This window comes from Streptomyces sp. NPDC048002 (assembly GCF_040653275.1).
Classification (GTDB): Bacteria; Actinomycetota; Actinomycetes; order Streptomycetales; family Streptomycetaceae; genus Streptomyces.
In genome coordinates, this window is the sequence record NZ_JBEZNL010000009.1 from 16709 (window position 1) to 39261 (window position 22553).

The following is a 22553-nucleotide window of genomic DNA, read 5'->3' on the forward strand; positions in this document are numbered from 1 at the left end:
AGATTTGTCGATAAGCCGGGCCCGCAACCGTCCGGGGCGATAACGATTCCGAGTCGGATCACCCCTCCCATGAGATCTCCGGGAGGCGTGGTGCGGCAGTTCCTTAGGATGCCGAACAAGGCTCTGGTGGCTTGTAGTTCTGCTGGTGGGACCGTCCCCCCACATCAACGGGTCCTGCTCGAAGGGGAATTCTGTGCTCTCTGCTTTCTCCGCGCTGACCGGGCGCGGCCGAGGGGCGGCGGCCCGGCTCGCCGCCGCGACGCTGGTGTCCGGCCTGCTCGCCGCCGGTACGACGGTGGCCGGTGCCGGCCCGTCCGCCGCGGCGGCCGGCGCTGCGGGGAGCCAGGGCGGGGCGACCGCCACGATAGGCGGCCTGAAGACCTACGGTGCCGCCGTCGTCCACGGCGACTCCGGCGACCAGGAGATATCGGCGGGCCTGTTCGAGATGTCCGTCGACGGCGGGGGAACCCTCCAGACGTACTGCGTGGACCTCTACAACCCCACGCAGAAGGACGCCAAGTATCACGAGACGCCGTGGGACGGGACCTCGCTCGGCGCCAACGAGAACTCGGGCCGCATCCGCTGGATCCTTCAGAACTCCTATCCCCAGGTGAACGACCTCGCGGCGCTCGGCCGAAAGGCGGGGGTGCAGGGTGGTCTCACCGAGCAGGACGCGGCGGCGGGCACGCAGGTCGCCGTGTGGCGCTACTCCGACGGCGCCGACGTGGACGCCGTCGACCCGCAGGCCGAGAAGCTCGCCGACTACCTGGAGCAGAACGCCCGCGACGTGGCCGAGCCCCGGGCATCGCTGACCCTCGATCCGCCCGTGCTCTCCGGGCACCCCGGCGAGCGGCTCGGACCGGTGACCGTGCACACCGGCGCGAACGCGGTGACCGTGGTCCCGCCCTCGGCGATGAGCGGGGTCCGGGTCGTCGACGAGGAGGGCAAGCCGGTCACCGGCACCTCCGACGGCGGCCAGGTCTGGTTCGACGTGCCCGAGGACGCGGCGGACGGTACCGCCGAGCTGACCGTGCAGGCGTCCACCACCGTGCCGGTGGGGCGCGCCTTCACCTCCGAGAGCCGCAGCCAGACGCAGATCCTGGCCGGCTCCAGCGAGTCGACCGTGTCGGCGACCGCCAGTGCCACCTGGGCGAGCGAGGGCGCGATACCCGCGCTGTCGGCCTCGAAGAACTGCGCCGAGGGCGGCGTGGACATCGTGGCCGCCAACGAGGGCGACGAGAGCTTCACCTTCGCACTGCTGGGCACGGAGTACACCATCGCCGCCGGGGAGACGCGGACGGTGACGATCCCGCTCCAGGAGGACCAGGCCTACGACTTCACCATCGAGGGGCCCGGTGGCTTCGAGAAGCGCTTCACCGGAGTACTGGACTGCATGACCCACGCGGCGGAGGCGGCCGACAACACCACGACCCAGACGCTGGCCGAGCCCAGCCCCGCGACGGTGGGCGGCACCTCGACGGACACCAACCTGGCGGCGACGGGCAGTTCCGCCGCGACCCCGGTGATCGCGGCGGTGGCCATCGGCCTGGTCGTCATCGGCGGCGCGTCCCTGCTGATCGTCCGCCGTCGGCAGGCATCGGGACAGGGCTGAGAGCGCCGTCCGAGCCGGCGTGCACCGTCGTCCGGGCGGGCGGGCGGTCGGTCGGGCGGTCGGGCCGGGCGGTCGGGCGGGCCGGCTGAGGCACGGGCTGAGGCACGGGCTGAGGCACGGGCCGAGGCGCGGGCGGTCCTCCGGGGACCCACAACCGAACAGCAACGGGGGAATCACATGGACAGCTCAGGACTGCCCGCGCGGGGAGCGGCCGACGGCACGGCCGTGCTCATCGGCGCCCTCGCCCCGCTGACCCCGCCCGGCTGGGCCGAGGCCGGCCGGCACCTGCTCGCCGGGCTCGAACTGGGCGTACGCGAGGTCAACGAGGCCGACGGGATCGGGGGACGGCCGCTGGAGCTGGTCGTCCGGGACACCGCCGCCGATCCCCGGCGGGCCGAGGCGGCCGTCACGGAACTGGCCGGCCTGGGCGCGGCCGCCCTGGCCGGGGAGTACCACAGCGTCGTGGCCCGCGCCGCCGCCGCGCGGGCCGACGCCCTCGGCCTGCCCTTCCTGTGCTCGTCGGCGGTGCTCGACGCGCTCACCGACGAGCCGACCGACCATGTGGCGCGCATCGCCCCGGCGCAGTCCCACGGCTGGCGAACCTACGCGGACCACCTGCTCGGCGCGGGCCACCGCCGGGTCGCCCTGGCGACACAGCCGAGCCTCTACTGGGCGTCCGGGACCGGCATCCTGCGGGAGCGCCTCGCCCCGCACGGCGGCACCGTGACCGAACTCGACGCGGCCGCGCTCGGCCCCGAGGAACTGTGCGACGCACTCGCCGAGGACGGCGCGACCGCCCTCCTGCTCCTGGTCGGCCACCCCGACCCGGCCGTGCCCCTCGTCAGGGCCGTCCGGGAGGACAAGCGGCTCACCGAGGTCCTGATCGGCGCTCCGGCCGGGCAGCCGGAACTCCCGGAGTGGGAGCGGCTGCTGGGCGCCCACGGCGCCGGGATCCCCTTCCTGCGCTACCTGCCGGAACGCCTCGGCCCGCTCGGCGAACGGGTCGGCGCCGCCCTGCGCGAGACACTCGCCGGGACGCCGTCCTTCGTGGCCTACGAGGGCTACGACACGATCGCGGTCCTCGCCGGGCTGCTGCGCGCCCACGGCACGGACCGGGCCCGGATCGCCGGTGCCTGGCCGGACGTGACAGTCGAGGGCACCCGCGGCACGATCCGGTTCTCCCGTGTACCGGGCATCGGCGTCCGGCAGTGGGCCTGGCCGCCGGTCCAGGTGGCCGACCGCGACCCGGCGCGCCCGGACCGGTTCCGCGTCCTGCGCACCGGCTGACGCGCGCTACCAAAACCCCAGGTCACAGGGCCCAGCCCAGACGGGTTTCCCCCCAGGGGTAGCCGTCGGGCAAGATGGGGTGTTACTTACCGCGAGAGGGCATGAAAAGGCCCCTCACCAGCGGTTTTCCTGCCGATGAGGGGCCGTGTCAGGCGGCTTGGGCCGTCTGTGGGCCGTCTTGCGCCTCCGGGCCGTCATGAGCGTGACCGGCGGCCCGGTACATCGCGGAGATGGCTTTCCGGGTTCGGGTCTCGCTGGACGGCATGAGGTGCGTGTAGACGCGGAGGGTGAACCCCGGGTCGCTGTGACCGAGGTAGAGGCTCAGGGCCTTGATGTTCTCTCCGGCGTCCAGGAGGACCGAGGCGTAGAAGTGGCGTAGGGCGTGCATGCCGTGTTCGCGTGCCGCCGCGTACCGCTGGCCCTTCTTGGGGGTTGAGATGATGCCGGCGGATGCCAGCGCGGGCTTCCAGGACTGGTCATTGAACCCCTGGCTCCAGATGGCGGAGTCGACGCCGCTCGTGAAGACGAGCAGGTGTGTCACCTTCGGGCCGTCCGGCCTGAGCCACGGCAAGGTCACCTCGACGGGCGGGAACCGCTTCATGTGCTCGCTCAGCGCGGTCGACACCTCGGCGTCGAGGGGGACGTCACGGACCTTGCCCCGCTTGGGTGGGGCGAAGACGAGCGTCCCACGCACCTTCTTGACCTGCTGGCGTACGTAAAGCCAGCCGAGGTCCCCGATGTTGTCGACGGCCAGGCCGAAGATCTCGCCCTGTCGCAGGCCACACCCGGCGCCGACATCGACCATGGCGCGGTAGCGCTCGGACAGGCCAGCGCGTACGCCGAACACCTGCTCAGCGGACCACGGATGGACGCGTGTCGGGACCGGGCGCGGTGCCTTGACCGATCGGGCACGGCAGGGGTTCGAGGCCAACAGGCGGTCATCCACGGCCGCGTTCAGCACGGAGGAGACCGCGTCGAAGATGAGGCGCCGGTACTGAGCCGACGAGACGGCCTCTTCGAGCTGGCGGTTCCAGTCGCGGATGTGCTCGGGCTGGAACGAGCCGATGGGGCGGGCGCCGAGGTACGGCAGGGCATGGAGGCGCAGCCGTCCTTCCACGGCGGCCCGGCTGGTGAGGTCGGTCGTGAGGGCGGCGAGCCAGCGTTCCGCGTACTCCCGAAAGGTGACACGGGCCGCTTTCGGGTCGATGTACTGCCCGCGGGCCATGTCGGCTTCGATGTTGGTCAGCCAGGTGTCGGCCAGCCGCTTTTGCTTGTCCGGGAAGCTCTTGGACTTCTCGGTGCCGTCGGGACCGATGTAGCGGGCGCGGTACCGCATCCCCACGCCGTGGCGTTCGGTCTTGACCTTGCGGGGCTTGCCGTTCGGGCCGGTCTCGGTCCGGTACCAGCGGTCTTGGACGTGTCCGGCCATCAGGCAGCCTCCCCGAGCTGGGAGTCGACCCAGGCCCGTACGTCGGTCGGGTCGAAGCGGAGGTGCCGGCCGACGCGGAAGCCGCGGGGACCGGTGCGCTTGCGGCGCCACTGGTAGACCGTCTCGACGCTGGGCAGCTCGAACATCTCGACCAGGTCCTCAGGGGTCAGGAAGCGGTGCGGCAGTGCTGTCGCCATACTCAGCACCCCCTTTCCTCAGAGAGTTGGTCACGCAGGGCTTCACGGGCGGTTTCGCGGTTCAGCTGCAGGTCGCGAGCGATGGTGGCGGCGAGGGCGGATTCGCCGGGGGTGTGGCCGTGTCCGGCGTACTGCCAATCGGCCAGGACGAGGACGGTGTCCGGCTCGCGATCGTCCAGGCCGAGGGCGGCGTGTTCCTGGGCAGCGCGGTAGTCGGCGCGGGCCTGGCGGAGGGCGCCGAGGGTGGTCGAGTAGCGGCGGGACTTGGAGGAGAAGTGGCCGCGGAAGCCGAGCATGTGCGCCCAGGCCCATAGGCGCCGGTCCGGGTACAGCGCGTCGAGGTCGCGGCATGCGGTGATCAGGCGGCGGGCGTGGTCGGGGACACCGTGGCGGTCGAGTTCGGAGAGTTCGCCGATGCGGCGGTCTAGGGTGCCGGTGTTCTCGGCGGCTTTGGTGGCGTACTTGGCGACGTAGGAAGCGACGGCCTGTTCGGTGATGTTGGAGCCGTCGCCGAAGGCCTTCACGGGGCGGACGTCGAGTTGCCGCCCCCACTGGAAGGTGCGGGCAGGCTGGTCCCCGGCGGCTGGGATGCTCACACTGCTGTAGGTGTGCGTGGCCGATGCCCGGATCGCATCTTCCAGGAGTGTGACCGTGGCCCATGATGGCGAGGGAGAGTCGGGCCCGTCCGGTCCGTCCAGGCGGATGACGGCATGGAAGTGGACGGCACCGCGCTTCTGGAACTCGGCGACTTTGCCGTAGGAGACCCGGCAGGCCTCTTTTAGTTCCCGCTGCGTCAGTCCGGCACGCTTGGCGATCTCGCGGCGGAGCCGGTTGACGAACCGCATCCACAACTCGCTCGCGTGGTTGTTGAACAGCACGGCGCCCGCGTAGTCGTACGTGGCCGGGTCGAGAGCTGTTCCGAGGGCGGGGTCATCCGAGGCGTGCCGTACGCCGCAGCGGCAGGTGCTGCGGTCGGGGCGGTTGTGGACCGGGCCGAAGGACGGCGCGGTGAAGGTGGCGAAGACTCGCGGGTGATCGCGGACGGTTGCCGGGATGTCCTTGTCCTCGTCCCCGGCAAGTCCGGCGCGGATGAGTCGGTAGGTGTCGCCCGCGTACATCCAGGCGCAGGCCGGGCAGCGGGATGCGCGACGGTTGCCGCATGCGACGCGAAGCCGTCCGCCTGGCTCGTTCTCGGTGGTGTAGTGGTGCAGCACCTCGCCAGTCGTCTTGTCCTTGTGAAGGACCCAGCCGCGCAGGTGGATCGGGTCGGCGCAGCCGCCAGTGCGGCGGATCTGGTCTTCCCAGCGCGTGTAGTCAGAGGCCGAGGCCACCCTCAGCAGGTCGCCGAGGGTGACCGGGTCGAACAGGGTGTCAGGCACCGGCGCCCTCCCGAACGCGACGGACGGGCAGGGTGCCGAGGCCGTTGCAGGCCGGGCAGTGCGCGGTGATGGTGCGGAGGCGACCGCGGGTGTCACGGCCACCGACGGTGATGGCTACGGCGGCGTAGCCGTCGCAGTTGGGGCAGATGCGGGCGTTGCTGGTCGCGGCCGGGGTGGAGCCGGTCATGATGGAGGTCCTTCCGGATCGATGGTTCGGACAGGGATGGCGCCCGGGCGGCGGATGCTTGGCGGTATCGAGGCCGCCCGGGGGCCGGTCAGCGTCGCTTGCCCTCGGAAGCGAGGAGCGAGCGCAAAACCACGGCGCACACGGCGACCGAGACGCCGGTGATGGCGACCGCCAGGAGCAGCGAGACGAGGACGGCGCCGACGACCAGGACCACGGCGGTGCCACCGCCGACGAGGGCGAGCGCGGTGCCAGGGGTGAGCTGCACGGTGGGCCGGGTGGGCACCGGGGCGACCGGGGAAGGCGGCGGGGTCTGGCTGCTGGGAACGATCGTGGTCGGCTCCACGACCACGGGCGGGACGGCGTGGCCGGTCGGCGTCGGCATGGTCGGAATCTTCGGGCGGAGCATGGATGAACTCCTTTCAGTGGTGGGTTACTTGACGAAGCTGTCGATCGCGGGGGCCAGAACGCTGTCGGCGAGGAGGAAGCCGCCGAGCAGGAGGACCGCGATGAGCCAGGCGGGCGGGCGAATGAGCTTCACGCCGAGGTAGCCGACGACAAGCAGGGCGAACCAGAGCGGTACTTCCATGGCGGTGGCCTCCTCAGCGGACCTTGCAGCGGTGGGTGCGGGCGGCGAGCTGGGCGGCGGACTGGCTGGAGTAGTCGGCGGACCAGCCGCAGTGGTCGGCGGTGCATACGGCGGCGTGCTTGGTGTGGCCGTGGCGGTCGCGGTGCGTGCCGATCTGCACCGGGCCGATGCGCATCACGGAGTGGAAGTGATCGCGGGTGGGCATGAGCTGTCTCCTCTTCTGCTAGGCGAGCTGAGCGGCGATGGCGTCGGCGAGGTGGGACGGGACGCCGAGGCGGGCGCGCAGGGTGTCGGTGTCGATCCGGGTCCCGGTGCGTGCTTCGTGGTCGGCAGCGACCTTGCGGGCGTGGTCGACGAGGGCGGCCGGGACCGGAACCGCGGGAGCCGGAGCAGGAGCCGTAACCGGATCGGGTGCCGGGTCGGCGGCGGGGAGTGCGGGTGCGGGCTCCGCCTCCACGGCCGGTGCCGGATCAGGCTGTTGCTCCGGTGTGGGTGCCGGCGGGACCGGTGTCGGGTCGGCGACCGCGGTCGCCGTGTGGGCGAGCAGGGTGCCGCCGAGGAAGGCGAGTGCGGGCCATCCGGCGACGAGGATGCGAAGCCAGGCCGGGACGTGGTTGAGGTCGAGGAGCCCGGCAGTGGCGATGTTGGCGCCGAGCGAGGCGACCAGGGCGACCAGGAACCAGCACCAGGCCATCCGGGACGGGCCATCGGTGCGGAGGCGTCGCCACACGGCGACCAGGAGCAGATCCACAGAGACCGGGTAGGCCCAGGCCTTCCAGCCGGTCTGTCCTGCTGCTGCGGCGAGGTCGTGCAAGTGGGCGAAGGACAACGCGCCCGCGATGACGGCCTGAATGAGGACGGCGTCCAGACGGATCGAGCGGGCCATGGGCTTGACTTCCCTTCCTGGTGATCAGGCCGCGTCGGGGCGGCCGTTGGCGGTGGCGATGGCATGCAGGACCAGGCGCAGGTTCGTGTCATCCAGGCCGCTGACGGCGTCGCCGAGGCGGACGGAGGCGTCGGAAGCCAGGGAGGCGGCCAGGGCGAGGATGCGCAGTTCGCTTCCGGAGCCGGGCAGGGCCGGGCCCTGGGCGGCGGTGGCGAGGGCGGGCCAGTCGAGGTCGTACACCTCGCGGTTCTCGTCGTCGGCGATCAGCACGTCCGGGAGCTGGACCAGGCGGGGCAGCCAGACGGCGTGCGCGGCGAGCAGCTCGACGGCGGCCGTCATGGCGGGGTTGCCGTCGGCGGTCTGCCGCAGAACGGTTTCCAGGTCTTCGGCCGTCCAGCTTTGGTCGGCGTACCAGGGGCAGTCGCGTTCGTCGTGGTCGATGCCGGTCTCGGCGCCGTCAAGGTCGCCGCAGTGCTCGCAGAACATCGGCACTCCTTCGGGTCGTAGGCATGGAGGGGGTAGGGCACTGGCGCGATGGAGGTCACGCCGACCGGGAAGCAGGGAGGATCAGGCGGTGGCCGGAGCCGATTCGACGGCCGGAGCAGAAACCGGCGCCGGTCCGTCGAAGACGGGGCGGAAGGGAGCCAGGGTGGATAGGTGGGGCGTCAGATCTGCGTGCCGGTTGCAGGTGTTGACGGCCTGGCGAAGCGAGGTGTGCGGTGCGCGGATGCGATGCCAGCCACCGGTTGAATCGCCCGCGATGGCAAGCCCGCGCATCTCAGCGGGGATCTGGATGGCGGCGAGGACGGCGTCCGGGGCGATGTCGCCGAAGGCCATGTTGGCGGATGTCTCGTCGTTGACGCGGTGGGCGGTGCGGCCGGTGAGCTGGGCGCGGAGCATGGTGATGCCCTTGCCGAGTTCGGAGCCGAAGCGCTGTCCGCAGATTTCGAGGTAGATGCCGGCGGCGCGGCCGAGCTGGGCGAGCCGCACGAGGGCGGTGATGATACGATCCCGGCGCTTTTCCTCCTCCTTGGTGGCGTACAGGGCGAGTTCCGCGACCTCATCGACCAGGACCACGATCGGCACCGGCCGAAGGTGGGCAGGCAGACTCCAGATGTCAGCGGCGATCTCCGCATCCGGTACGTCCGCGGTGATGCGCTGCTCGGTGCGTATGAGCTGGTAGACGTCCTCCATGTGCGCGACGAGCGCGTCGAGGAGTTCGGCGGCGGTGTCGGGGTTGTCTGCCAGCGCGGAGAACCGGCGGGCCAGCGGGAACAGTTCCACACCCTGCTTGCAGTCGATACCGACCAGGGCTACGTCGTGTGAGGCGAGCCCTGCCACGAGGTTGCGCTGATAGACGGACTTGCCCGACTCGGTGGCGCCCAGCGTCAGGGCGTGAGGCACAGCCCGGTAGTCGCGGTAGTGGACCGAGCCGTCCTGGCGCAGGGCGACCGGGACGCGCATCGGAGTTGTGGCCGTCTCGGTGGGCATCTGAACCCGCTTGAGGACGTCGTAGCCGGTCATCCGCAGCTCGACGACGCCCGAGCGCAGCTCCCGCGAGGTGACGCCGTACATGCCGAAGGAGTGCCGCAGCCGATCGCAGGACGCAGCCACGTCGAACGCGTCCTGACCAGGCCGGAGCTTGAGTCGCAGCACCAGGCCGGTACGTGTTGGTCGTATCCGCAGGATGCGCGGCGAACGGGACTCCGGTACGGGCCGGTTGGTCATCCGGGCCAGGGCCAGGCGCCAGCGGGACGGCGGGACGGTCAGCCCGCAGGCGTCCATGACGGACGCGTACCGGAACAGCACCCGCAGCACCGCGGCGGTGACGCCGAACGTCATCCAGTACCAGGCGGGGCGCCGCCACCGCAGGAGACCCGCAGTGGCGACGACCAGCACCAGGGCGACGGTCAGCCAGGTCATGGCTCAGGCCGCCTTCGACTTCGCGGACGTGTCGACGAGCGAGGTGACCGCGACCGCGCGGAAGGCGATGCCGTGCCGCTTCTGGCCGTTGAACTCGTTCTCCCACGGCCGGGCGATCAAACCGGTCAGGGCGACCGGGGTGCCCATACCCAGCTCACCGGAGATGCCGGGCTCGGGGACGGTGATGGACAGGATCTCGACCTCGTCGTTCGCCGCGAACATCACGTCGACGGTCATCATCTTCGCGCCGGTCTCGGCGTCGGTGGCGATCTCGCCGGTACGACGGTCCTTGACCTTGGGCTGCGGGGCCTTGGCGACCATCACGGTCGCGGCGGAGGTGTCGACGGGGATCTGACGCATGAGCGTGCTCCTAGAGTCGATTGACTTGACGTACTTGGTATGTCATGTGCCTTCGAGCTTGCACCTGTACTACTTGGTGTGTCAAGTGGCTTGGCCTCGACTCCTGTCCGAGGAATGTGCTGCACTAGGTACGACAACCACGGAGAGGGGCTATGGCCGACTTCACCGCCGGACGGGCCGCGTACTTGCAGATCGCCGACGAGTTCAAGCGCAAGATCCGAGACGGGGAACTCGCACCGGGGGACAAGCTGCCCTCAGAGGCTGACCTGATGGCCAAGCACGGGGTATCCCGCACCGTGGCCCGTCAGGCGATCTCCCGACTTCGCGAGGACGGCTACGCGATCTCTCACCAGGGCAAGGGCAGCTTTGCCGCACTGCCTGGCGAGGGTGCCGCAGCGAAGCGGAGTCCGGAGTTCGAGCAGATCACGGAGTACCTGACGGAGGTCCGCCGGGATGTGCGCCGCCTCGCCGAACGGATGGATCAGCTTGAGGAGTTGGTACGGCAGCAGGCCCAAGGGCGGTGACCAACGCATGTGCGCGGTCTGCCAGTTGTGCCACCTCGTCACCAAGCTCCCTTATCTGGTTGATCAGTTCCAACCGTTCTGCCGGGGTCAGCGCCATGACGGCCCCCTCATCGCACTCTCGGTCTGACAGCTCCTCGGGTTGTCAGCAACGCTAGGACCGGTCCGGCTCACCACCCCGGAAAAACTCTCCGGGGTCGCGCGAAGAGACAGGGGGACGCTCTTCCCATGCGAGGAATGACGACGAACCTGACGATCGGTGAGCGAGTCGCTTGGTACCGGCGCCGACGCGGCATGTCCCAGGAAGTCTTGGCCGGTCTGGTGGGCCGTACGGTCGACTGGCTGAGCAAGGCCGAGAACAACCGGCTGGAGCTGGACAGACTCTCAGTGATCAAGTCGCTGGCTGACGCCCTGGACGTGTCCCTTGGCGACCTCCTTGCCGAGCCGACCTTGATGGAGTGGACGCCGGACAGCGGGACCCGGACAGTGCCGGCGCTTCGGTCGGCGCTGATGAACTACCGGCAGCTGACCCCGCTCCTGGGCGTGACCACCGAGGGCGAGCCGACACCGCTCGGCGAGCTGAAGAGCAGCGTTGCCGAGGTCTGGGACGCCTACCAGGATTCCCGGTATGGCTTTGCGACCCGGCGTCTTCCCCTGGTGCTGGCCGATGCGCTCATCACGGCGCAGGCCCACGGAGGCCGGGAACGCGAGCGAGCGCATGAACTGATGGCGATGACCTATCAGGGCGCCGCCATGGTGCTGACGAAGGTCGGGGAAACCGACCTCGCATGGATCGCGGCGGACCGTGGTCTGTCCGCGGCGCAGCAGTCCGACAACATGGCCGTGTCCGGGTCGCTCTTCCGCTCCGTGGCTCACTGCCTCTTGTCCAATGGTCGATTCGATGCCGCCGTACAGCTTGTTGGCGATGCCGCCGACTACCTTCGCCCGGCGCTCAGGGACGCCAACGCGGAGTTCCTGTCGATCTACGGGACGCTCTTCCTTGCGGGATCGATCGCTGCTGCGCGTTCCGACGACCGTGCCACTACTCGCGCATTCCTCGCCGAGGCGGACCAGGCAGCACAGCGGCTCGGGCGAGACGCCAACCACATGTGGACCGCCTTCGGGCCCACGAACGTCGACATTCACCGAGTCGCCGCGGCGGCCGAGCTGGGAGACATGCAGGTGGCCATGGATCTTGGCCCGCAGATCGACACCAGCGGCATGCCCGTCGAGCGAAGGACCCGCCACAACCTCGAAGTGGCTCGCGCCCTCAGCGCGCACAACCGGACCGACGACGCCCTGTCGATGATCCTCGAAGCCGAGCAGTGGGCGCCGGAACAGGTCCGCAGCCACTACCTTGCCAGGGAACTTGTCCTCACCTGGGTGCGGAACCAGCGCGGCCGACCGAGCCGGACACTGGCGGACCTTGCCGACAGGCTCCATGTCGTCTGAGGTGGGTACCCTCAGCCACATGGCAGTGAGCGAGCACGAAGCGAAGATGGCGCATCCGCGTATGGCCGCGGGTGCGCTCTTCTTTGATGCCGGCGGGCGCGTCCTCATGGTGCAGCCCACCTACAAGGAGTACTGGGACATCCCCGGCGGCTATGTCGAGGTGGGGGAGTCGCCCCTTCAGGCCGCCGTCCGAGAAGTGGAAGAAGAACTGGGGATCAATCCTCCGCTGGTGCGCTTGTTGGCCGTCGACTGGGCGCCGAATGACTCCGAGGGAGACAAGGTGCTGTACCTCTTCGATGGCGGCCAGCTCAGCCCGGAGACCCTGGCCGGAGTGACCTTGCAGGCGGAAGAGCTGAAGAGCTATGCGTTCGTGGCCGCCGACGAGGTGGCCGAGCGGACGATTCCGCGCTTGGCTCGGCGGATCCTTGCCGCCGTTGAGGCCCGGTCATCAGGTGCCGCACCGATCTATCTCGAACACGGCCAGCAGCCAAAGGGCGTTGCCGCATAGCAAGGTGGGGGAGCCCGCCGCGCCCTGAGCCTGATGCGGTGGAAGTTTCCCTACGTTCATCAAGGCCCGCGCACGGCGCGGGCGCGCGCCGCCTCGACGGCGCGGCCTGCCTCTGTCTTCGCCCCGGCTGGCCGCGCCACGGCGGCGCGCTCGGCGGCTGCGGGCATGAAGGGGGATACACCCTCTGTGGCTGGGGCGGTCGGCTCCACGGCTTTAGGCAGCCACTTTGGGGCGAGCCTCTAAGATCATGGCCCCAACGTCGTGCTTTAACGGGCAGGTCCACAGACTGCCCGACTCGCCGGAAGCTTACGGGGCCATGATCACTCGCCCCAAAGCAGCTCCAGCCCAAAGCCGCTCCGCCGACCTCGTTGAAACTGCAGGGGAAGGTGCTAAATACTCTTCAACGCCTCCGTTGTAAGGCGTTCGGAGCATGACTTGCAAGTGCAAGTTCCACTGCCGTAAGAAGGCGTGTAGTGCACCATCCCGCACATTTGTTCCAGCTTCTTGTCGAAGCTATCCCACAAGAACTCCATGTAGTCATCCTTGGGTGGGTCAGGTGAGTAGTGCCTCCAGATCGCGTACGACACGAGGTCTGCAACCTGAATTAGGCGAGTTGCTTTAGAGTCCGCGAACAGGGGAACGTCTGCGAGATTCCTGATCTGGCCAACTGTTCCAGCAGCTCTACGCCATTCTCTGGTCCATGCCTGAATGTCACGTTCGGCGACAACTCGGCGATCATGGATGACCAAACCAAGGTCGCCGCTGCCATTGTCCGTCCTGTTGCGCTTCAGCATCACGTCGAACTTGTTGAGCAACACTTCGTAGGCGAAAGCTTCTCGCGCGGCTGGAGGCATGCCGCTTCGAAAATTCTGATCCACGGCGACACCGAATAGGGCCATCGGTAGAGCGGGGTTGCTAGACTTGAAATCTCTAACGATTTTGTAAGACTCATCGAGAAGCGCGAGTCGATCTGCTCGCGGGATGAACGCCCAGTTGCTCACCTTTTGCGGCCTTGAAGACTTCTGCTTGGGCTTCTTGGCGTTTTTCATCTCGGAAACATGAAGCTCAAACTCTTCGGCGTTCAGTGCTGGGTTTGTGATGTATTTTTGAACGGCGGAATCGAGTAGCTTGTGAAGCTTTCTGGCGTCCCGCTCGTGAATAGCCACTCCGCCCAGTACGAAGGCGTGGCTTCCCCCGTGGGTGCCAGACTCGTCGACAAAAAGTAGGTACATTGACCCACCCCATTCGTTCTTTGAACGCGGTATTCATTATGAAGGGGGTAATGAAAAAGCGGACCCTTTATATAAAGGGTCCGCTCTTCCTGGCACTCTAGCCGGTGCAGCTACTTAGGCACCGCGTTGGCAGTCCTAATCCTGCTGCTCGGAACCGCGTTGGCAGTCCTACCAGCACGCGTCCAGAGTAGCTGACTCCTGCGTTCTGTCAATCGCGGCACCGCCCGCACGTGTCCTGCAGGGGCTAGATGCCTAGGGCGCTCGGGCCGTCCCTGGGCCGTCCGACGTCCCCCGAGGCCACTCGACGACAACTGACAGTGACAGTCGATCTATAGGCGCCGACGACGAACCCCCAGGTCACAGCGCCCCAGCCAAACGGGTTACCACCCAAGGGTGGACGTCAGGCAAGATGGGGTGTATCTGCCCACTGCCAGATTTCAAGCTGCCGGACGGTTTCTCTTGGCTGAGTTCATTTACACCATGCGCAAGGCGCGCAAGGCGCACGGCGACAAGGTGATCCTCGATGACGTCACCCTGAACTTCCTCCCCGGGGCGAAGATCGGCGTCGTCGGCCCGAACGGCGCCGGTAAGTCGACCGTGCTGAAGATCATGGCGGGGCTGGAGCAGCCGTCGAACGGCGACGCGTTCCTGTCGCCGGGCTACAGCGTCGGCATCCTGATGCAGGAGCCCAAGCTCAACGACGACAAGACCGTCCTGGAGAACGTCCAGGAGGGTGTCGCCGAGGTCAAGGGCAAGCTCGACCGCTTCAACGAGATCGCCGAGCTGATGGCGACCGACTACTCCGACGCGCTGCTCGACGAGATGGGCAAGCTCCAGGAGGACCTCGACCACTCCAACGCCTGGGACCTCGACGCCCAGCTGGAGCAGGCCATGGACGCCCTGGGCTGCCCGCCCGGCGACTGGCCCGTCGTCAACCTGTCCGGTGGCGAGAAGCGCCGTGTCGCGCTCTGCAAGCTGCTGTTGGAGGCCCCGGACCTGCTGCTCCTCGACGAGCCCACCAACCACCTCGACGCCGAGTCGGTGAACTGGCTGGAGCAGCACCTCGCCAAGTACGCGGGCACCGTCGTGGCCATCACCCACGACCGGTACTTCCTGGACAACGTCGCCGAGTGGATCCTGGAACTCGACCGCGGCCGCGCCTACCCGTACGAGGGCAACTACTCCACGTACCTGGAGACCAAGCAGACCCGTCTGAAGGTCGAGGGGCAGAAGGACGCCAAGCGTGCGAAGCGTCTGAAGGAAGAGCTGGAGTGGGTGCGCTCCAACGCCAAGGGGCGCCAGGCCAAGTCCAAGGCGCGTCTGGCCCGCTACGAGGAGATGGCCGCCGAGGCCGAGAAGATGCGGAAGCTGGACTTCGAGGAGATCCAGATCCCGCCGGGCCCGCGCCTGGGCTCGATCGTCGTGGAGGTCAACAACCTCAGCAAGGCCTTCGGTGAGAAGGTCCTGATCGACGACCTCAGCTTCACCCTGCCGCGCAACGGCATCGTCGGCGTGATCGGCCCGAACGGCGCCGGCAAGACCACCCTGTTCAAGATGATCCAGGGCCTGGAGACGCCGGACGCCGGTTCGATCAAGGTCGGCGAGACCGTCAAGATCTCCTACGTCGACCAGAGCCGCGAGAACATCGACCCCAAGAAGACCCTGTGGGCCGTGGTCTCCGACGAGCTGGACTACATCAACGTCGGCCAGGTCGAGATGCCGAGCCGGGCGTACGTGTCCGCCTTCGGCTTCAAGGGCCCGGACCAGCAGAAGCCGGCCGGCGTCCTGTCCGGCGGTGAGCGCAACCGCCTCAACCTGGCGCTCACCCTCAAGCAGGGCGGCAACCTGCTGCTCCTCGACGAGCCGACCAACGACCTCGACGTCGAGACGCTGTCCTCCCTGGAGAACGCCCTGCTCGACTTCCCGGGCTGCGCCGTGGTCGTCTCCCACGACCGCTGGTTCCTGGACCGGGTCGCCACCCACATCCTCGCCTACGAGGGCGAGTCCAAGTGGTTCTGGTTCGAGGGCAACTTCGAGTCCTACGAGAAGAACAAGATCGAGCGCCTCGGTGCGGACGCCGCGCGTCCGCACCGCGCCACCTACAAGAAGCTGACCCGGGGCTGATCGATCTTGCGGCACATCTACCGCTGCCCGCTGCGCTGGGCGGACATGGACGCGTACGGCCACGTCAACAACGTGGTCTTCCTCCGGTACCTGGAGGAAGCCCGTATCGACTTCCTGTTCCGTCCGGACAAGGATTTCCAGCAGGGGTCCGTGGTGGCGCGCCATGAGATCGACTACAAGCGGCAGCTCGTCCACCGGCACCGCCCGGTGGACATCGAGCTGTGGGTCACGGAGATACGGGCCGCGTCCTTCACCCTCACCTACGAGGTGAAGGACGAGGACCTCGTCTACGTCCGGGCGTCGACGGTGATCGTGCCGTTCGACTTCGAGGCGCAGCGGCCCCGCAGGATCACCGCCGAGGAACGCGAGTTCCTCCAGGAGTACACCGACGACACCGAGGAGGAGGCCGTCGCCGCATGACGGTGCTCCACCTCGCCGACGAGGGGGAGGCGGCCGATCTGGCCGCCTTCCTCTCCCGGCTGCTCCACTACGACCGGTCCGCCGCGGTGCGCCTCCAGGCGGCCGGCACCGCGCTCGCCGTCTTCGGCCGCCCGCCCTCCTTCGAGGTGCTGGCGATCCGCGCGGCACGGCTGGCCAAGCCCTACGAGAACGGCCTCGACGTGCGCCTGGACCTCACCGTGTCCGCGGGTGAGCTTCTGGAGGCGGTGGACGAGGCGGCGGCCACGGCCGTCGTCCCGGGCGCCGTCACCGGACCGCCCTGGGCGGGTGTGCTGCCGCCCCGCGGCGGCTGGCGGACCGAGCCGGGGCTCCCGGCGCCCGACGCGCTGCGGGCCATGGTGGGCGCCGCGGTCGCCGAATTCCGGGCCCGCACCGAGGAACTCGACCCCGAGCGGCGTACCAGGGCCGAACTCGACCGGATCGGGCGGGACATCTGGTCCCGTGTCGTCGGCGACACCACCCTGCCCGTACGGGCCGTGCACGCGGCGCAGTCGCTCGGGTTCCTGCGGCCCGGCGGGGAACCGGCGCTGCTCTCCGCGGGCGCCTGGCTGCGCCTGCGCACCCCCTACGGATCGGTCGCCGTGCGGACGGCGGGCCTCGGGGCGCTGGGCTTCAGCGTCTCCCGGTGACCCGCCGCGCGGACAGGCTCGGCGGGCGGCTCAGCCCGGCGCGTTCACCATCGACGCCGCCGCGTACGTGAGGTAGTTCCACAGCGTCCGCTCGTGCTCCTCGGAGAGGCCGAGCTCGTCGACGGCGTCCCGCATGTGCTTCAGCCAGGCGTCGTGGGCCGCGCGGTCCACGGTGAACGGGGCGTGGCGCATCCGCAGCCGGGGGTGGCCGCGGTTCTCGCTGTAGGTGGTCGGACCGCCCCAGTACTGGATCAGGAACAGCACCAGGCGCTCCTCGGCGGGGCCCAGGTCCTCCTCGGGGTACATGGGCCGCAGCAGCGGGTCCTCGGCGACACCCGCGTAGAAACGGTGCACCAGCCGACGGAAGGTCTCCTCCCCGCCGACCTGCTCGTAGAAGGTCTGCTCCTGAAGCGTGCCGCGCCGAATCTCATTCACCCTCCCATGGTCTCAGACGCCACGACCGAGGTCCGGAGACTTAGGACCTCGGCCGCCGGGGACCGGGAAGCGGCCGGATTCGTCCGGTCCGGCACTCGCCGCGGACCGTCCCGCGCAGGACAGTGGAGACATGGGCGCCCCCGTCCCCGCTCCCGATCGTGACCACGACCACGACCGCGACCACGTCCGCGATCTCGACGACCTCGCCGCCGCGGCGCGGGCGGAGCTCGTGCGGGAGATCGACCGCAGCGGGGCCTGGGACGAGGACCCGGTGTGGCGGGAGGTGTTCGCGGTCGTCCCGCGCCACCTCTTCGTGCCGTACTACTACGTGGGCGCCGTCGGCGGGTACGAGCGCTGCTGGGAGGGGAGCCCCGAACCCGGCGGCCGGGAGCGCTGGTTGCGCGGCGCCTACGCCGACGTACCGCTGGCCACCCGGCTGCGCGACGGGGAACTGCTCTCCTCCAGCAGCCAGCCCTCGCTGATGGCGATGATGCTCGTCGCACTGGGCGTGCGGGACGGTGACCGGGTGCTGGAGATCGGCGCCGGGACCGGGTACAACGCGGCGCTGCTGGCCCGGCGGCTGGGCGACGACGCACTCGTCACGACCGTCGAGCTGGAGCCGGAGATCGCGGAGTCGGCCCGGGTCCATCTGGCCGCCGCCGGACACCGCCCCGCCGTGCTGACGGGCGACGGCGCCCGCGGAGCCGCCGCACGCGCCCCCTTCGACCGGATCATCGCGACCTGTGCCCTGTCGTCGGTCCCGCCGGCCTGGCTCGCCCAGTGCCGGGCCGGTGCCCGCATCCTGGCGCCGATGGCCACCGGTCTGGTCGTCCTGACCGTGCGCGACCCGGAGCACGCCGAGGGCCGCTTCCTGCCCACGCCCGCCTACTTCGTCCCGCTGCGCGGCGGCCCGCCCGAGGAGGAGCCCCTGCCCTACGGAGGCGTCCCGCGCCGGGCCAGGGAGCACGAGCTGTTCCGCTTCCTGCTGGCGCTCAGCCGGGCCGGCCTGGACCCGCGGGAGGCGTACGCGATGTGGGAGCGGGAGGGCAGGCCGCAGCGGCGGCGCTACGGCGTCACCGTGAGCGGTGGGCGCGGGTGGGCCTGGCTGGACGATCCGGAGGGGCCGTACGCCTGGCCCCTCCGGTGAGCGCCCGTTCGACGGGCCGGGGGGTCAGCCCCGGCGGATGGTGATGGTCGTCCACGCGCCGACGTGGACCTGGTCGCCGTCCTGGAGCGGTACCGGGACGAACGGCTGGATCGGCTCCTCGGAGCCGTTCACCGTGGTGCCGTTGGTGGAGTTCTGGTCGACGACCGCCCAGGAGCCGTCGGGCTGCTGGACCAGCACCGCGTGCTGGTGCGAGACGCCCGGGTCCTCCGGCGGCACCGACAGGTCGATGTCGGGGGTGTCGCCGGTGGAGTGCCGGCGGCGGCCGATGGTGACCTGGTTGCCGTTGAGGGCGCGCTGCTGCTCGGGGGAGTACGCGGGCAGGTTCAGGCCCGCGGCCTCGGGGCCGGAGCGCTGCATCATCGCCATGAAGTACTCGCGGTCCGGGCCGATCGTCGCCGACCAGGTGGCCGGCCGCTGCGGGAAGCCCGGTCCGGGCGGGGCCTGGCCGGGGCCGGGCTGCGGGTAGCCGTAACCGCCGGGGCCGCCAGGTCCGCCGGGCGCGCCGCCGGACGGGGGCTGGATCACCCAGTCGTCCTCGCCGCCGCCGAAGGAGGGACCGCCGGGCTGCGGCCGGTTCGTCTCCTGCGGGAACGCGGGCGGGGCGGGCGGGCCGGAGGGGGACTGGAACGCCTGCGGAGCGCCGCCGGGACCGGCGGGCGGGGTGGGACCGGGCGGCGGCGGGACCGGCCGCGACGGGTCGCCACCGAAGCCGGACGGGCCACCGGGACCACCAGGACCGCCGGGGCCGCCGTACGCGCCCGTGCCGCCGGGCGCACCGGGGCCGCCGTAGCCGCCAGGGGCACCGGGACCTCCCTGGCCACCCGGACCGCCGTAGCCGGGACCGGGGCCGCCGGGCGCGCCGGGTCCACCGGGACCGCCGTATCCGGGTCCGCCCGGTCCGCCCGGCGCCGGGCCGGGGTCGGAGCCGAACGGCGGAATCGGTTCGGCGGGCCGGTTCATCTGGGACGGCCGCGAGCTCTGGTAGTCGTAGGAGTCACCGCCGCCGTAGGACGGACCGGGCGGCTGCTGGAAGCGGGCGGCGGGGCTCGGGCCGGATCCCGCGGGCGGACGCGGCGCGGCCGGGGTGTACGAGGTCGCCGTGTTGGTCAGGAAGTTCCACCGGCACTCCTCGCAGAAGGGCGCGCCGCCCTCACGGGGCGTACGGCACTGCGGGCACAGCTCCGGCTCGGCGTTCGGTACGGCCGACAGGTGCGGCGGGCGGGAGCCGCCGGGCTGGGCGCCGGGCGGCGGGAAGCCGTAGCCACCGCCGGGCGGCGGGGGAGGGGGCGGAGGTACGGCACCGGCCATGCGGTGACCGCAGACCTCGCACCAGTCGTCGGAACCCGACTGGTGTCCGTTCGGGCAGGTCGGCATGTCGGCGCTTCCCCCTCTCCTTTCCGGCCGCCATGGCCGGATTACTCCCACCCCGAGGGGCCGGGCTCGTGGTCTTGCTCGGTCGGTGCTGGTGTCACTTCTTTACACGAACAGTCTTTGTGGACCGTGTTTCGAGAGTCATCTCGTCGGCCTCCGCGACCTTCGCCTTCAGTCGCACAGTACCCGTCGCGGCATCGACCACGTCCACCACCTTCGAAAGGAGTTTCGCCGTATCGGCGTTTCCGGAGGCGCCGGCGAGCTGAACGGCCCGGCCCAGTTTGGCCGTTGCTCCATCGATATCGCCTGCTTTGCGTAGATCGAGCCCCTCTTGGATGGCCTGTGCCAGTTCGGCCTGCCCGGTGTAGTGGGCGACTTGGGGGTTGATCGACGTCGAGGCGGCCATGTCGTCGGTCCACACGGCCCGGACCAGGCCCTGGGCGCCGAGGTTGTGGACGTCGTCCGACCCGGGCAGCGGAGTGACCAGCGACACCCGCGCGGCCAGCATCTCGCGGCCCAGTTCCGCGGCCGGGACCTCCACGCACACGTGGTAATCGCGGGACTCGTCGCCCCAGGAGCCGGTGGGGTAGTCCCCGGAGCGGGGCCCCGACTCCGTGCGCCGGCCGGTGAGTTCCTCGACCGTGGGGGCGACCTGCTTGACGAACTTGATGGTCGTGCCGACCGGGGTCCACACCCGCAGCGAGACGTCCGCGACCTCCTTGCCCATCGCCGTCTCCATCATCGACGTGAAGTCGGCGGCCAGGCCCGCCGGGTCGGCGACGATGTCGGCGGTGCCGAGCAGGGCGGAGGCGATCCCTGTGACTTCTTTCACTTCCCAGTCGGTGCCCACGCCCCGTGCGTCACAGGTGAAACGCCCCGCGCAGGCGTCGAGGGCGGCCCGCAGATCCCGTGGTGACTCGTGTTCATTGCGGCCGTCGGTGAGCAGGATGCCGTGGCGGATGGCGACGTCGGCGGTGGACAGCAGGGTGTCGGCCAGGCGCAGCCAGGTCCCGATCGCCGTGCCGCCGCCGGCGCTGAGCCGGCGCAGCGCCTCCTTGGCCTGCCCGCGGGTGGTGGCGTCGGCGACCGCGAGGCGCCCGCCGCCCGGGTACACCTCCTTGGCGACATGGGTGCCGCCGATCACCGCGAAGTGGACCCCGTCGCGCAGGGTGTCCACGGCCGCGGCCGTCGCGTCCCGGGCGTTGCGCATCTTGGTCCCCGGGTAGTCCATCGAACCCGAGCAGTCGACCATGATCGCCACCGCGGCGGACGGGCCCCGGCCCGGGGCGTAGAGGTGGGGCGCGGCGACCGCGTTGCCGATCGTGCCGCCACCGGTCGAGGTGACCGTGACGATCGCGTTGACCTCGCGACCGCCCTCGGGGAGGTACTCGTTCTGGTACACGTCCATCGAGAACTGCGGCACGTTCGATTTCGAGAAAATGGCCATGCCTTCTCTGATCCCCCTGTGACACCCCACCGGGGTGGGGCGATGGCTGTTGGCGGACCGGTCCCCTCCGGTCCGTCGAGGCTTGTCCCCGTACGCGGCCTCAGGCCGATCCTGCCCCCATCTGCGGGGCCGGGAACGGCAGCACGGCCACTGTTACGTTGTCGTGGCCCCCACCGTCGAGCGCGTGACCGACGAGGACCTGGGCGCTGTGCAGCGGGCGGGTGGCCGCGTCGAGGGGCACCACCTCGGCCATCTCCTCGGCGCCCTCGGCGTAGTTCCACAGGCCGTCGGTGCAGACCACCACCACACCGGGCCGGTCCGGCTTGAAGGAAGCGGTGTGCGGCTCCAGTTCGTAGGCGTCCGCGCCGAGCCAGCCGGTGATCGCGTGGGCCCGTTCGTCGGCGTACGCCTCGGCCTCGTTCATCAGGCCCGCGGCGACCATCTGCGCCGCCCAGGAGTCGTCCTCGGTGAGCCGCGCGGGGGGCGTGCTGCGGTCCACCGGGACCCAGTAGACGCGGCTGTCCCCGACCCAGCCGACGACCAGCAGGCCCGCGGTGATGACCGCGCCGACCAGGGTGCAGGCGGGGGAGTTCTGGTGCGGGGCGTGCTCGCGGGCGGTGGCGGGCTCGCCGGCCAGCGCGTTGACCGCGCGGGAGGCGGCCACGATCGCCTCGTGCATCGCCTGCTGCGGGTGCGTGCCCTGCGGCAGGGCGGCCAGCAGCGCGTCGCTCGCCGCCCTGGACGCCGCCAGCGAGGCGTCGTCGGGGCGGGTCGCGGAGGAGACGCCGTCGCAGACGATCGCCAGGACCGCGGGGGAGCCGTCGGCGAGGGCCGTGCAGCCCACGGCGAAGGAGTCCTCGTTGCGGTGGTGGCGCAGCCCGCGGTCGCTGACGGCGGCCACCGGGCCGCACTCCTGCTCCATGTGGTCGCGCTCGCGGGGCTGGGCGTGCCCGCAGTTCTCGCAGTAGCCGTCGTGGTCGACCCGGCCCGCGCGGCAGGCCACGCACACCTTGGCGGCGGCCGCCTCGGCGGCGGCCTGCTCGGCGGAGATCCGCGGGTCCGGTGCCTGGAGCGGGTACTCCTCCGGTTCGGGCGCACGGTCGAACCGCACCCCGTGACCACCGCGGCCGTCCGACTCCCGGCCCTGGAGGTCGGTCGCCAGATGGACCGCCTCGGGGGTGTCCGAGCCGGCCGGCTCGGAGGCGTGCGGCCACGCCACGTCGCCGTTCACGGCGGACGGCGCGGCGAGCAGCGCGGACAGGTCGTATCCGCACTTCTCGCAGAACCGGTCACCCGAGTGCAGCGGTTCGGCGCAACTCGGGCACTTCGACAGCGCGGCCTGCTGGGGCATCTGCGACATC

The 22553-nt window shown here is 70.2% G+C and carries 25 protein-coding genes; 9 read left to right on the plus strand and 16 right to left on the minus strand.

Annotated features, from left to right (window positions below; translation table 11 throughout):
- The first annotated feature begins 193 nt into the window (after window positions 1-193).
- Together AB0E07_RS14380 and AB0E07_RS14385 are read left to right on the plus strand one after the other, a co-directional pair.
- Window positions 194-1612, plus strand: coding sequence for a Cys-Gln thioester bond-forming surface protein (locus tag AB0E07_RS14380; RefSeq protein ID WP_362250325.1), 1419 nt, complete (start codon window positions 194-196; stop codon window positions 1610-1612).
- A 177-nt stretch (window positions 1613-1789) separates the two neighbouring features.
- Window positions 1790-2899, plus strand: a complete 1110-nt coding sequence (locus AB0E07_RS14385; RefSeq protein WP_362250328.1) for an ABC transporter substrate-binding protein — start codon at window positions 1790-1792, stop codon at window positions 2897-2899.
- A gap of 148 nt (window positions 2900-3047) precedes the next feature.
- Here AB0E07_RS14385 and AB0E07_RS14390 read toward each other — a convergent pair whose 3' ends face one another.
- The 11 genes from AB0E07_RS14390 to AB0E07_RS14440 form a co-directional block, all read right to left on the minus strand.
- Window positions 3048-4328 (minus strand): tyrosine-type recombinase/integrase, encoded by a 1281-nt coding sequence (locus AB0E07_RS14390; RefSeq protein ID WP_362250331.1) that lies wholly within the window; start codon window positions 4326-4328, stop codon window positions 3048-3050.
- Window positions 4328-4525 (minus strand): helix-turn-helix domain-containing protein, encoded by a 198-nt coding sequence (locus AB0E07_RS14395; protein WP_354714792.1) that lies wholly within the window; start codon window positions 4523-4525, stop codon window positions 4328-4330. The genes AB0E07_RS14390 and AB0E07_RS14395 overlap by 1 nt, the downstream gene beginning before the upstream one ends.
- Window positions 4526-4527: 2 nt before the next feature.
- Window positions 4528-5904 carry a replication initiator protein RepSA gene (gene repSA / locus AB0E07_RS14400; RefSeq protein WP_362250335.1) on the minus strand — a complete coding sequence of 459 codons (1377 nt, stop codon included), beginning with the start codon at window positions 5902-5904 and terminating at the stop codon, window positions 4528-4530.
- Window positions 5897-6091, minus strand: a complete 195-nt coding sequence (locus AB0E07_RS14405) for a hypothetical protein (RefSeq protein WP_354714794.1) — start codon at window positions 6089-6091, stop codon at window positions 5897-5899. Before AB0E07_RS14405 ends, repSA begins: the two co-directional genes overlap by 8 nt.
- 88 nt (window positions 6092-6179) lie before the next feature.
- Window positions 6180-6497: a SpdD-like protein gene (locus AB0E07_RS14410; RefSeq protein WP_354714795.1), complete on the minus strand. Its 318-nt coding sequence runs from the start codon at window positions 6495-6497 to the stop codon at window positions 6180-6182.
- A gap of 24 nt (window positions 6498-6521) precedes the next feature.
- Entirely contained in the window at window positions 6522-6677 is a 156-nt protein-coding gene (locus tag AB0E07_RS14415; RefSeq protein ID WP_354714796.1) for a hypothetical protein, read from the minus strand.
- Window positions 6678-6690: 13 nt separating this feature from the next.
- Window positions 6691-6882: a mobile element transfer protein gene (locus AB0E07_RS14420; RefSeq protein WP_362250343.1), complete on the minus strand. Its 192-nt coding sequence runs from the start codon at window positions 6880-6882 to the stop codon at window positions 6691-6693.
- 18 nt (window positions 6883-6900) lie between these two features.
- The gene (locus AB0E07_RS14425; protein WP_362250346.1) at window positions 6901-7563 is read right to left on the minus strand and encodes a DUF2637 domain-containing protein; all 663 of its coding nucleotides are present in this window, start codon (window positions 7561-7563) and stop codon (window positions 6901-6903) included.
- A 24-nt stretch (window positions 7564-7587) separates the two neighbouring features.
- A complete protein-coding gene (locus AB0E07_RS14430; RefSeq protein ID WP_354714799.1) occupies window positions 7588-8049 on the minus strand; it encodes a hypothetical protein in 462 nt (153 codons plus the stop codon).
- Between the two features lie 81 nt (window positions 8050-8130).
- Window positions 8131-9486, minus strand: a complete 1356-nt coding sequence (locus AB0E07_RS14435; protein ID WP_362250350.1) for an FtsK/SpoIIIE domain-containing protein — start codon at window positions 9484-9486, stop codon at window positions 8131-8133.
- A gap of 3 nt (window positions 9487-9489) precedes the next feature.
- Window positions 9490-9846 (minus strand): hypothetical protein, encoded by a 357-nt coding sequence (locus tag AB0E07_RS14440; RefSeq protein ID WP_354714801.1) that lies wholly within the window; start codon window positions 9844-9846, stop codon window positions 9490-9492.
- Window positions 9847-9998: 152 nt separating this feature from the next.
- On the opposite strand from AB0E07_RS14440, the gene AB0E07_RS14445 reads away from it, so the two are divergent.
- The 3 genes from AB0E07_RS14445 to AB0E07_RS14455 all read left to right on the plus strand — a co-directional run bounded on the left by AB0E07_RS14445 (window position 9999) and on the right by AB0E07_RS14455 (window position 12327).
- A complete protein-coding gene (locus AB0E07_RS14445) occupies window positions 9999-10370 on the plus strand; it encodes a winged helix-turn-helix domain-containing protein (protein WP_354714802.1) in 372 nt (123 codons plus the stop codon).
- A gap of 234 nt (window positions 10371-10604) precedes the next feature.
- On the plus strand, window positions 10605-11819 hold the full coding sequence (locus AB0E07_RS14450) for a helix-turn-helix domain-containing protein (protein ID WP_362250353.1): 1215 nt from the start codon (window positions 10605-10607) through the stop codon (window positions 11817-11819).
- 19 nt (window positions 11820-11838) lie between these two features.
- Window positions 11839-12327: an NUDIX hydrolase gene (locus tag AB0E07_RS14455; protein ID WP_362250356.1), complete on the plus strand. Its 489-nt coding sequence runs from the start codon at window positions 11839-11841 to the stop codon at window positions 12325-12327.
- Window positions 12328-12716: 389 nt separating this feature from the next.
- Here the strand turns inward: AB0E07_RS14455 and AB0E07_RS14460 are convergent, their stop codons facing one another.
- On the minus strand, window positions 12717-13559 hold the full coding sequence (locus tag AB0E07_RS14460) for a DUF3800 domain-containing protein (protein ID WP_261718413.1): 843 nt from the start codon (window positions 13557-13559) through the stop codon (window positions 12717-12719).
- Between the two features lie 459 nt (window positions 13560-14018).
- Here AB0E07_RS14460 and ettA point away from each other — a divergent pair, with 459 nt between their 5' ends.
- Genes ettA through AB0E07_RS14475 form a run of 3 tightly spaced genes read left to right on the plus strand, consistent with a single transcriptional unit; the run spans window position 14019 to window position 16771 of the window.
- Window positions 14019-15683: an energy-dependent translational throttle protein EttA gene (gene ettA / locus AB0E07_RS14465; RefSeq protein WP_362250359.1), complete on the plus strand. Its 1665-nt coding sequence runs from the start codon at window positions 14019-14021 to the stop codon at window positions 15681-15683.
- 6 nt (window positions 15684-15689) lie between these two features.
- A complete protein-coding gene (locus tag AB0E07_RS14470; protein ID WP_362250362.1) occupies window positions 15690-16103 on the plus strand; it encodes a thioesterase family protein in 414 nt (137 codons plus the stop codon).
- Window positions 16100-16771: a hypothetical protein gene (locus tag AB0E07_RS14475; RefSeq protein ID WP_362250364.1), complete on the plus strand. Its 672-nt coding sequence runs from the start codon at window positions 16100-16102 to the stop codon at window positions 16769-16771. Before AB0E07_RS14470 ends, AB0E07_RS14475 begins: the two co-directional genes overlap by 4 nt.
- Window positions 16772-16801: 30 nt before the next feature.
- On the opposite strand, the gene AB0E07_RS14480 is transcribed toward AB0E07_RS14475, so the two are convergent.
- A complete protein-coding gene (locus AB0E07_RS14480; protein ID WP_362250367.1) occupies window positions 16802-17206 on the minus strand; it encodes a globin in 405 nt (134 codons plus the stop codon).
- A 130-nt stretch (window positions 17207-17336) separates the two neighbouring features.
- On the opposite strand from AB0E07_RS14480, the gene AB0E07_RS14485 reads away from it, so the two are divergent.
- Complete coding sequence (locus tag AB0E07_RS14485) at window positions 17337-18353, plus strand: methyltransferase domain-containing protein (protein ID WP_362250370.1); 1017 nt, start codon at window positions 17337-17339, stop codon at window positions 18351-18353.
- 24 nt (window positions 18354-18377) lie between these two features.
- Here AB0E07_RS14485 and AB0E07_RS14490 read toward each other — a convergent pair whose 3' ends face one another.
- The 3 genes from AB0E07_RS14490 to AB0E07_RS14500 all read right to left on the minus strand — a co-directional run bounded on the left by AB0E07_RS14490 (window position 18378) and on the right by AB0E07_RS14500 (window position 22552).
- Window positions 18378-19748: an FHA domain-containing protein gene (locus AB0E07_RS14490; protein ID WP_362250373.1), complete on the minus strand. Its 1371-nt coding sequence runs from the start codon at window positions 19746-19748 to the stop codon at window positions 18378-18380.
- 94 nt (window positions 19749-19842) lie between these two features.
- Complete coding sequence (locus tag AB0E07_RS14495) at window positions 19843-21192, minus strand: VWA domain-containing protein (RefSeq protein ID WP_362250375.1); 1350 nt, start codon at window positions 21190-21192, stop codon at window positions 19843-19845.
- Between the two features lie 100 nt (window positions 21193-21292).
- Entirely contained in the window at window positions 21293-22552 is a 1260-nt protein-coding gene (locus AB0E07_RS14500) for a protein phosphatase 2C domain-containing protein (RefSeq protein WP_362250378.1), read from the minus strand.
- Between the last annotated feature and the right edge of the window lies 1 nt (window position 22553).

Bases quoted from the DNA above. Each gene is read 5' to 3' on its own strand.
- AB0E07_RS14390 (WP_362250331.1), bottom strand. From the start codon at position 4,328: ATGGCCGGACACGTCCAAGACCGCTGGTACCGGACCGAGACCGGCCCG.
- AB0E07_RS14460 (WP_261718413.1), bottom strand. From the start codon at position 13,559: ATGTACCTACTTTTTGTCGACGAGTCTGGCACCCACGGGGGAAGCCAC.
- AB0E07_RS14485 (WP_362250370.1), top strand. From the start codon at position 17,337: ATGGGCGCCCCCGTCCCCGCTCCCGATCGTGACCACGACCACGACCGC.
- AB0E07_RS14425 (WP_362250346.1), bottom strand. From the start codon at position 7,563: ATGGCCCGCTCGATCCGTCTGGACGCCGTCCTCATTCAGGCCGTCATC.
- AB0E07_RS14440 (WP_354714801.1), bottom strand. From the start codon at position 9,846: ATGCGTCAGATCCCCGTCGACACCTCCGCCGCGACCGTGATGGTCGCC.
- AB0E07_RS14420 (WP_362250343.1), bottom strand. From the start codon at position 6,882: ATGCCCACCCGCGATCACTTCCACTCCGTGATGCGCATCGGCCCGGTG.
- AB0E07_RS14405 (WP_354714794.1), bottom strand. From the start codon at position 6,091: ATGACCGGCTCCACCCCGGCCGCGACCAGCAACGCCCGCATCTGCCCC.
- AB0E07_RS14385 (WP_362250328.1), top strand. From the start codon at position 1,790: ATGGACAGCTCAGGACTGCCCGCGCGGGGAGCGGCCGACGGCACGGCC.
- AB0E07_RS14455 (WP_362250356.1), top strand. From the start codon at position 11,839: ATGGCAGTGAGCGAGCACGAAGCGAAGATGGCGCATCCGCGTATGGCC.
- AB0E07_RS14475 (WP_362250364.1), top strand. From the start codon at position 16,100: ATGACGGTGCTCCACCTCGCCGACGAGGGGGAGGCGGCCGATCTGGCC.
- AB0E07_RS14410 (WP_354714795.1), bottom strand. From the start codon at position 6,497: ATGCTCCGCCCGAAGATTCCGACCATGCCGACGCCGACCGGCCACGCC.
- AB0E07_RS14435 (WP_362250350.1), bottom strand. From the start codon at position 9,486: ATGACCTGGCTGACCGTCGCCCTGGTGCTGGTCGTCGCCACTGCGGGT.
- AB0E07_RS14445 (WP_354714802.1), top strand. From the start codon at position 9,999: ATGGCCGACTTCACCGCCGGACGGGCCGCGTACTTGCAGATCGCCGAC.
- AB0E07_RS14430 (WP_354714799.1), bottom strand. From the start codon at position 8,049: ATGTTCTGCGAGCACTGCGGCGACCTTGACGGCGCCGAGACCGGCATC.
- AB0E07_RS14490 (WP_362250373.1), bottom strand. From the start codon at position 19,748: ATGCCGACCTGCCCGAACGGACACCAGTCGGGTTCCGACGACTGGTGC.
- AB0E07_RS14450 (WP_362250353.1), top strand. From the start codon at position 10,605: ATGACGACGAACCTGACGATCGGTGAGCGAGTCGCTTGGTACCGGCGC.
- AB0E07_RS14395 (WP_354714792.1), bottom strand. From the start codon at position 4,525: ATGGCGACAGCACTGCCGCACCGCTTCCTGACCCCTGAGGACCTGGTC.
- AB0E07_RS14495 (WP_362250375.1), bottom strand. From the start codon at position 21,192: ATGGCCATTTTCTCGAAATCGAACGTGCCGCAGTTCTCGATGGACGTG.
- AB0E07_RS14500 (WP_362250378.1), bottom strand. From the start codon at position 22,552: ATGTCGCAGATGCCCCAGCAGGCCGCGCTGTCGAAGTGCCCGAGTTGC.
- AB0E07_RS14415 (WP_354714796.1), bottom strand. From the start codon at position 6,677: ATGGAAGTACCGCTCTGGTTCGCCCTGCTTGTCGTCGGCTACCTCGGC.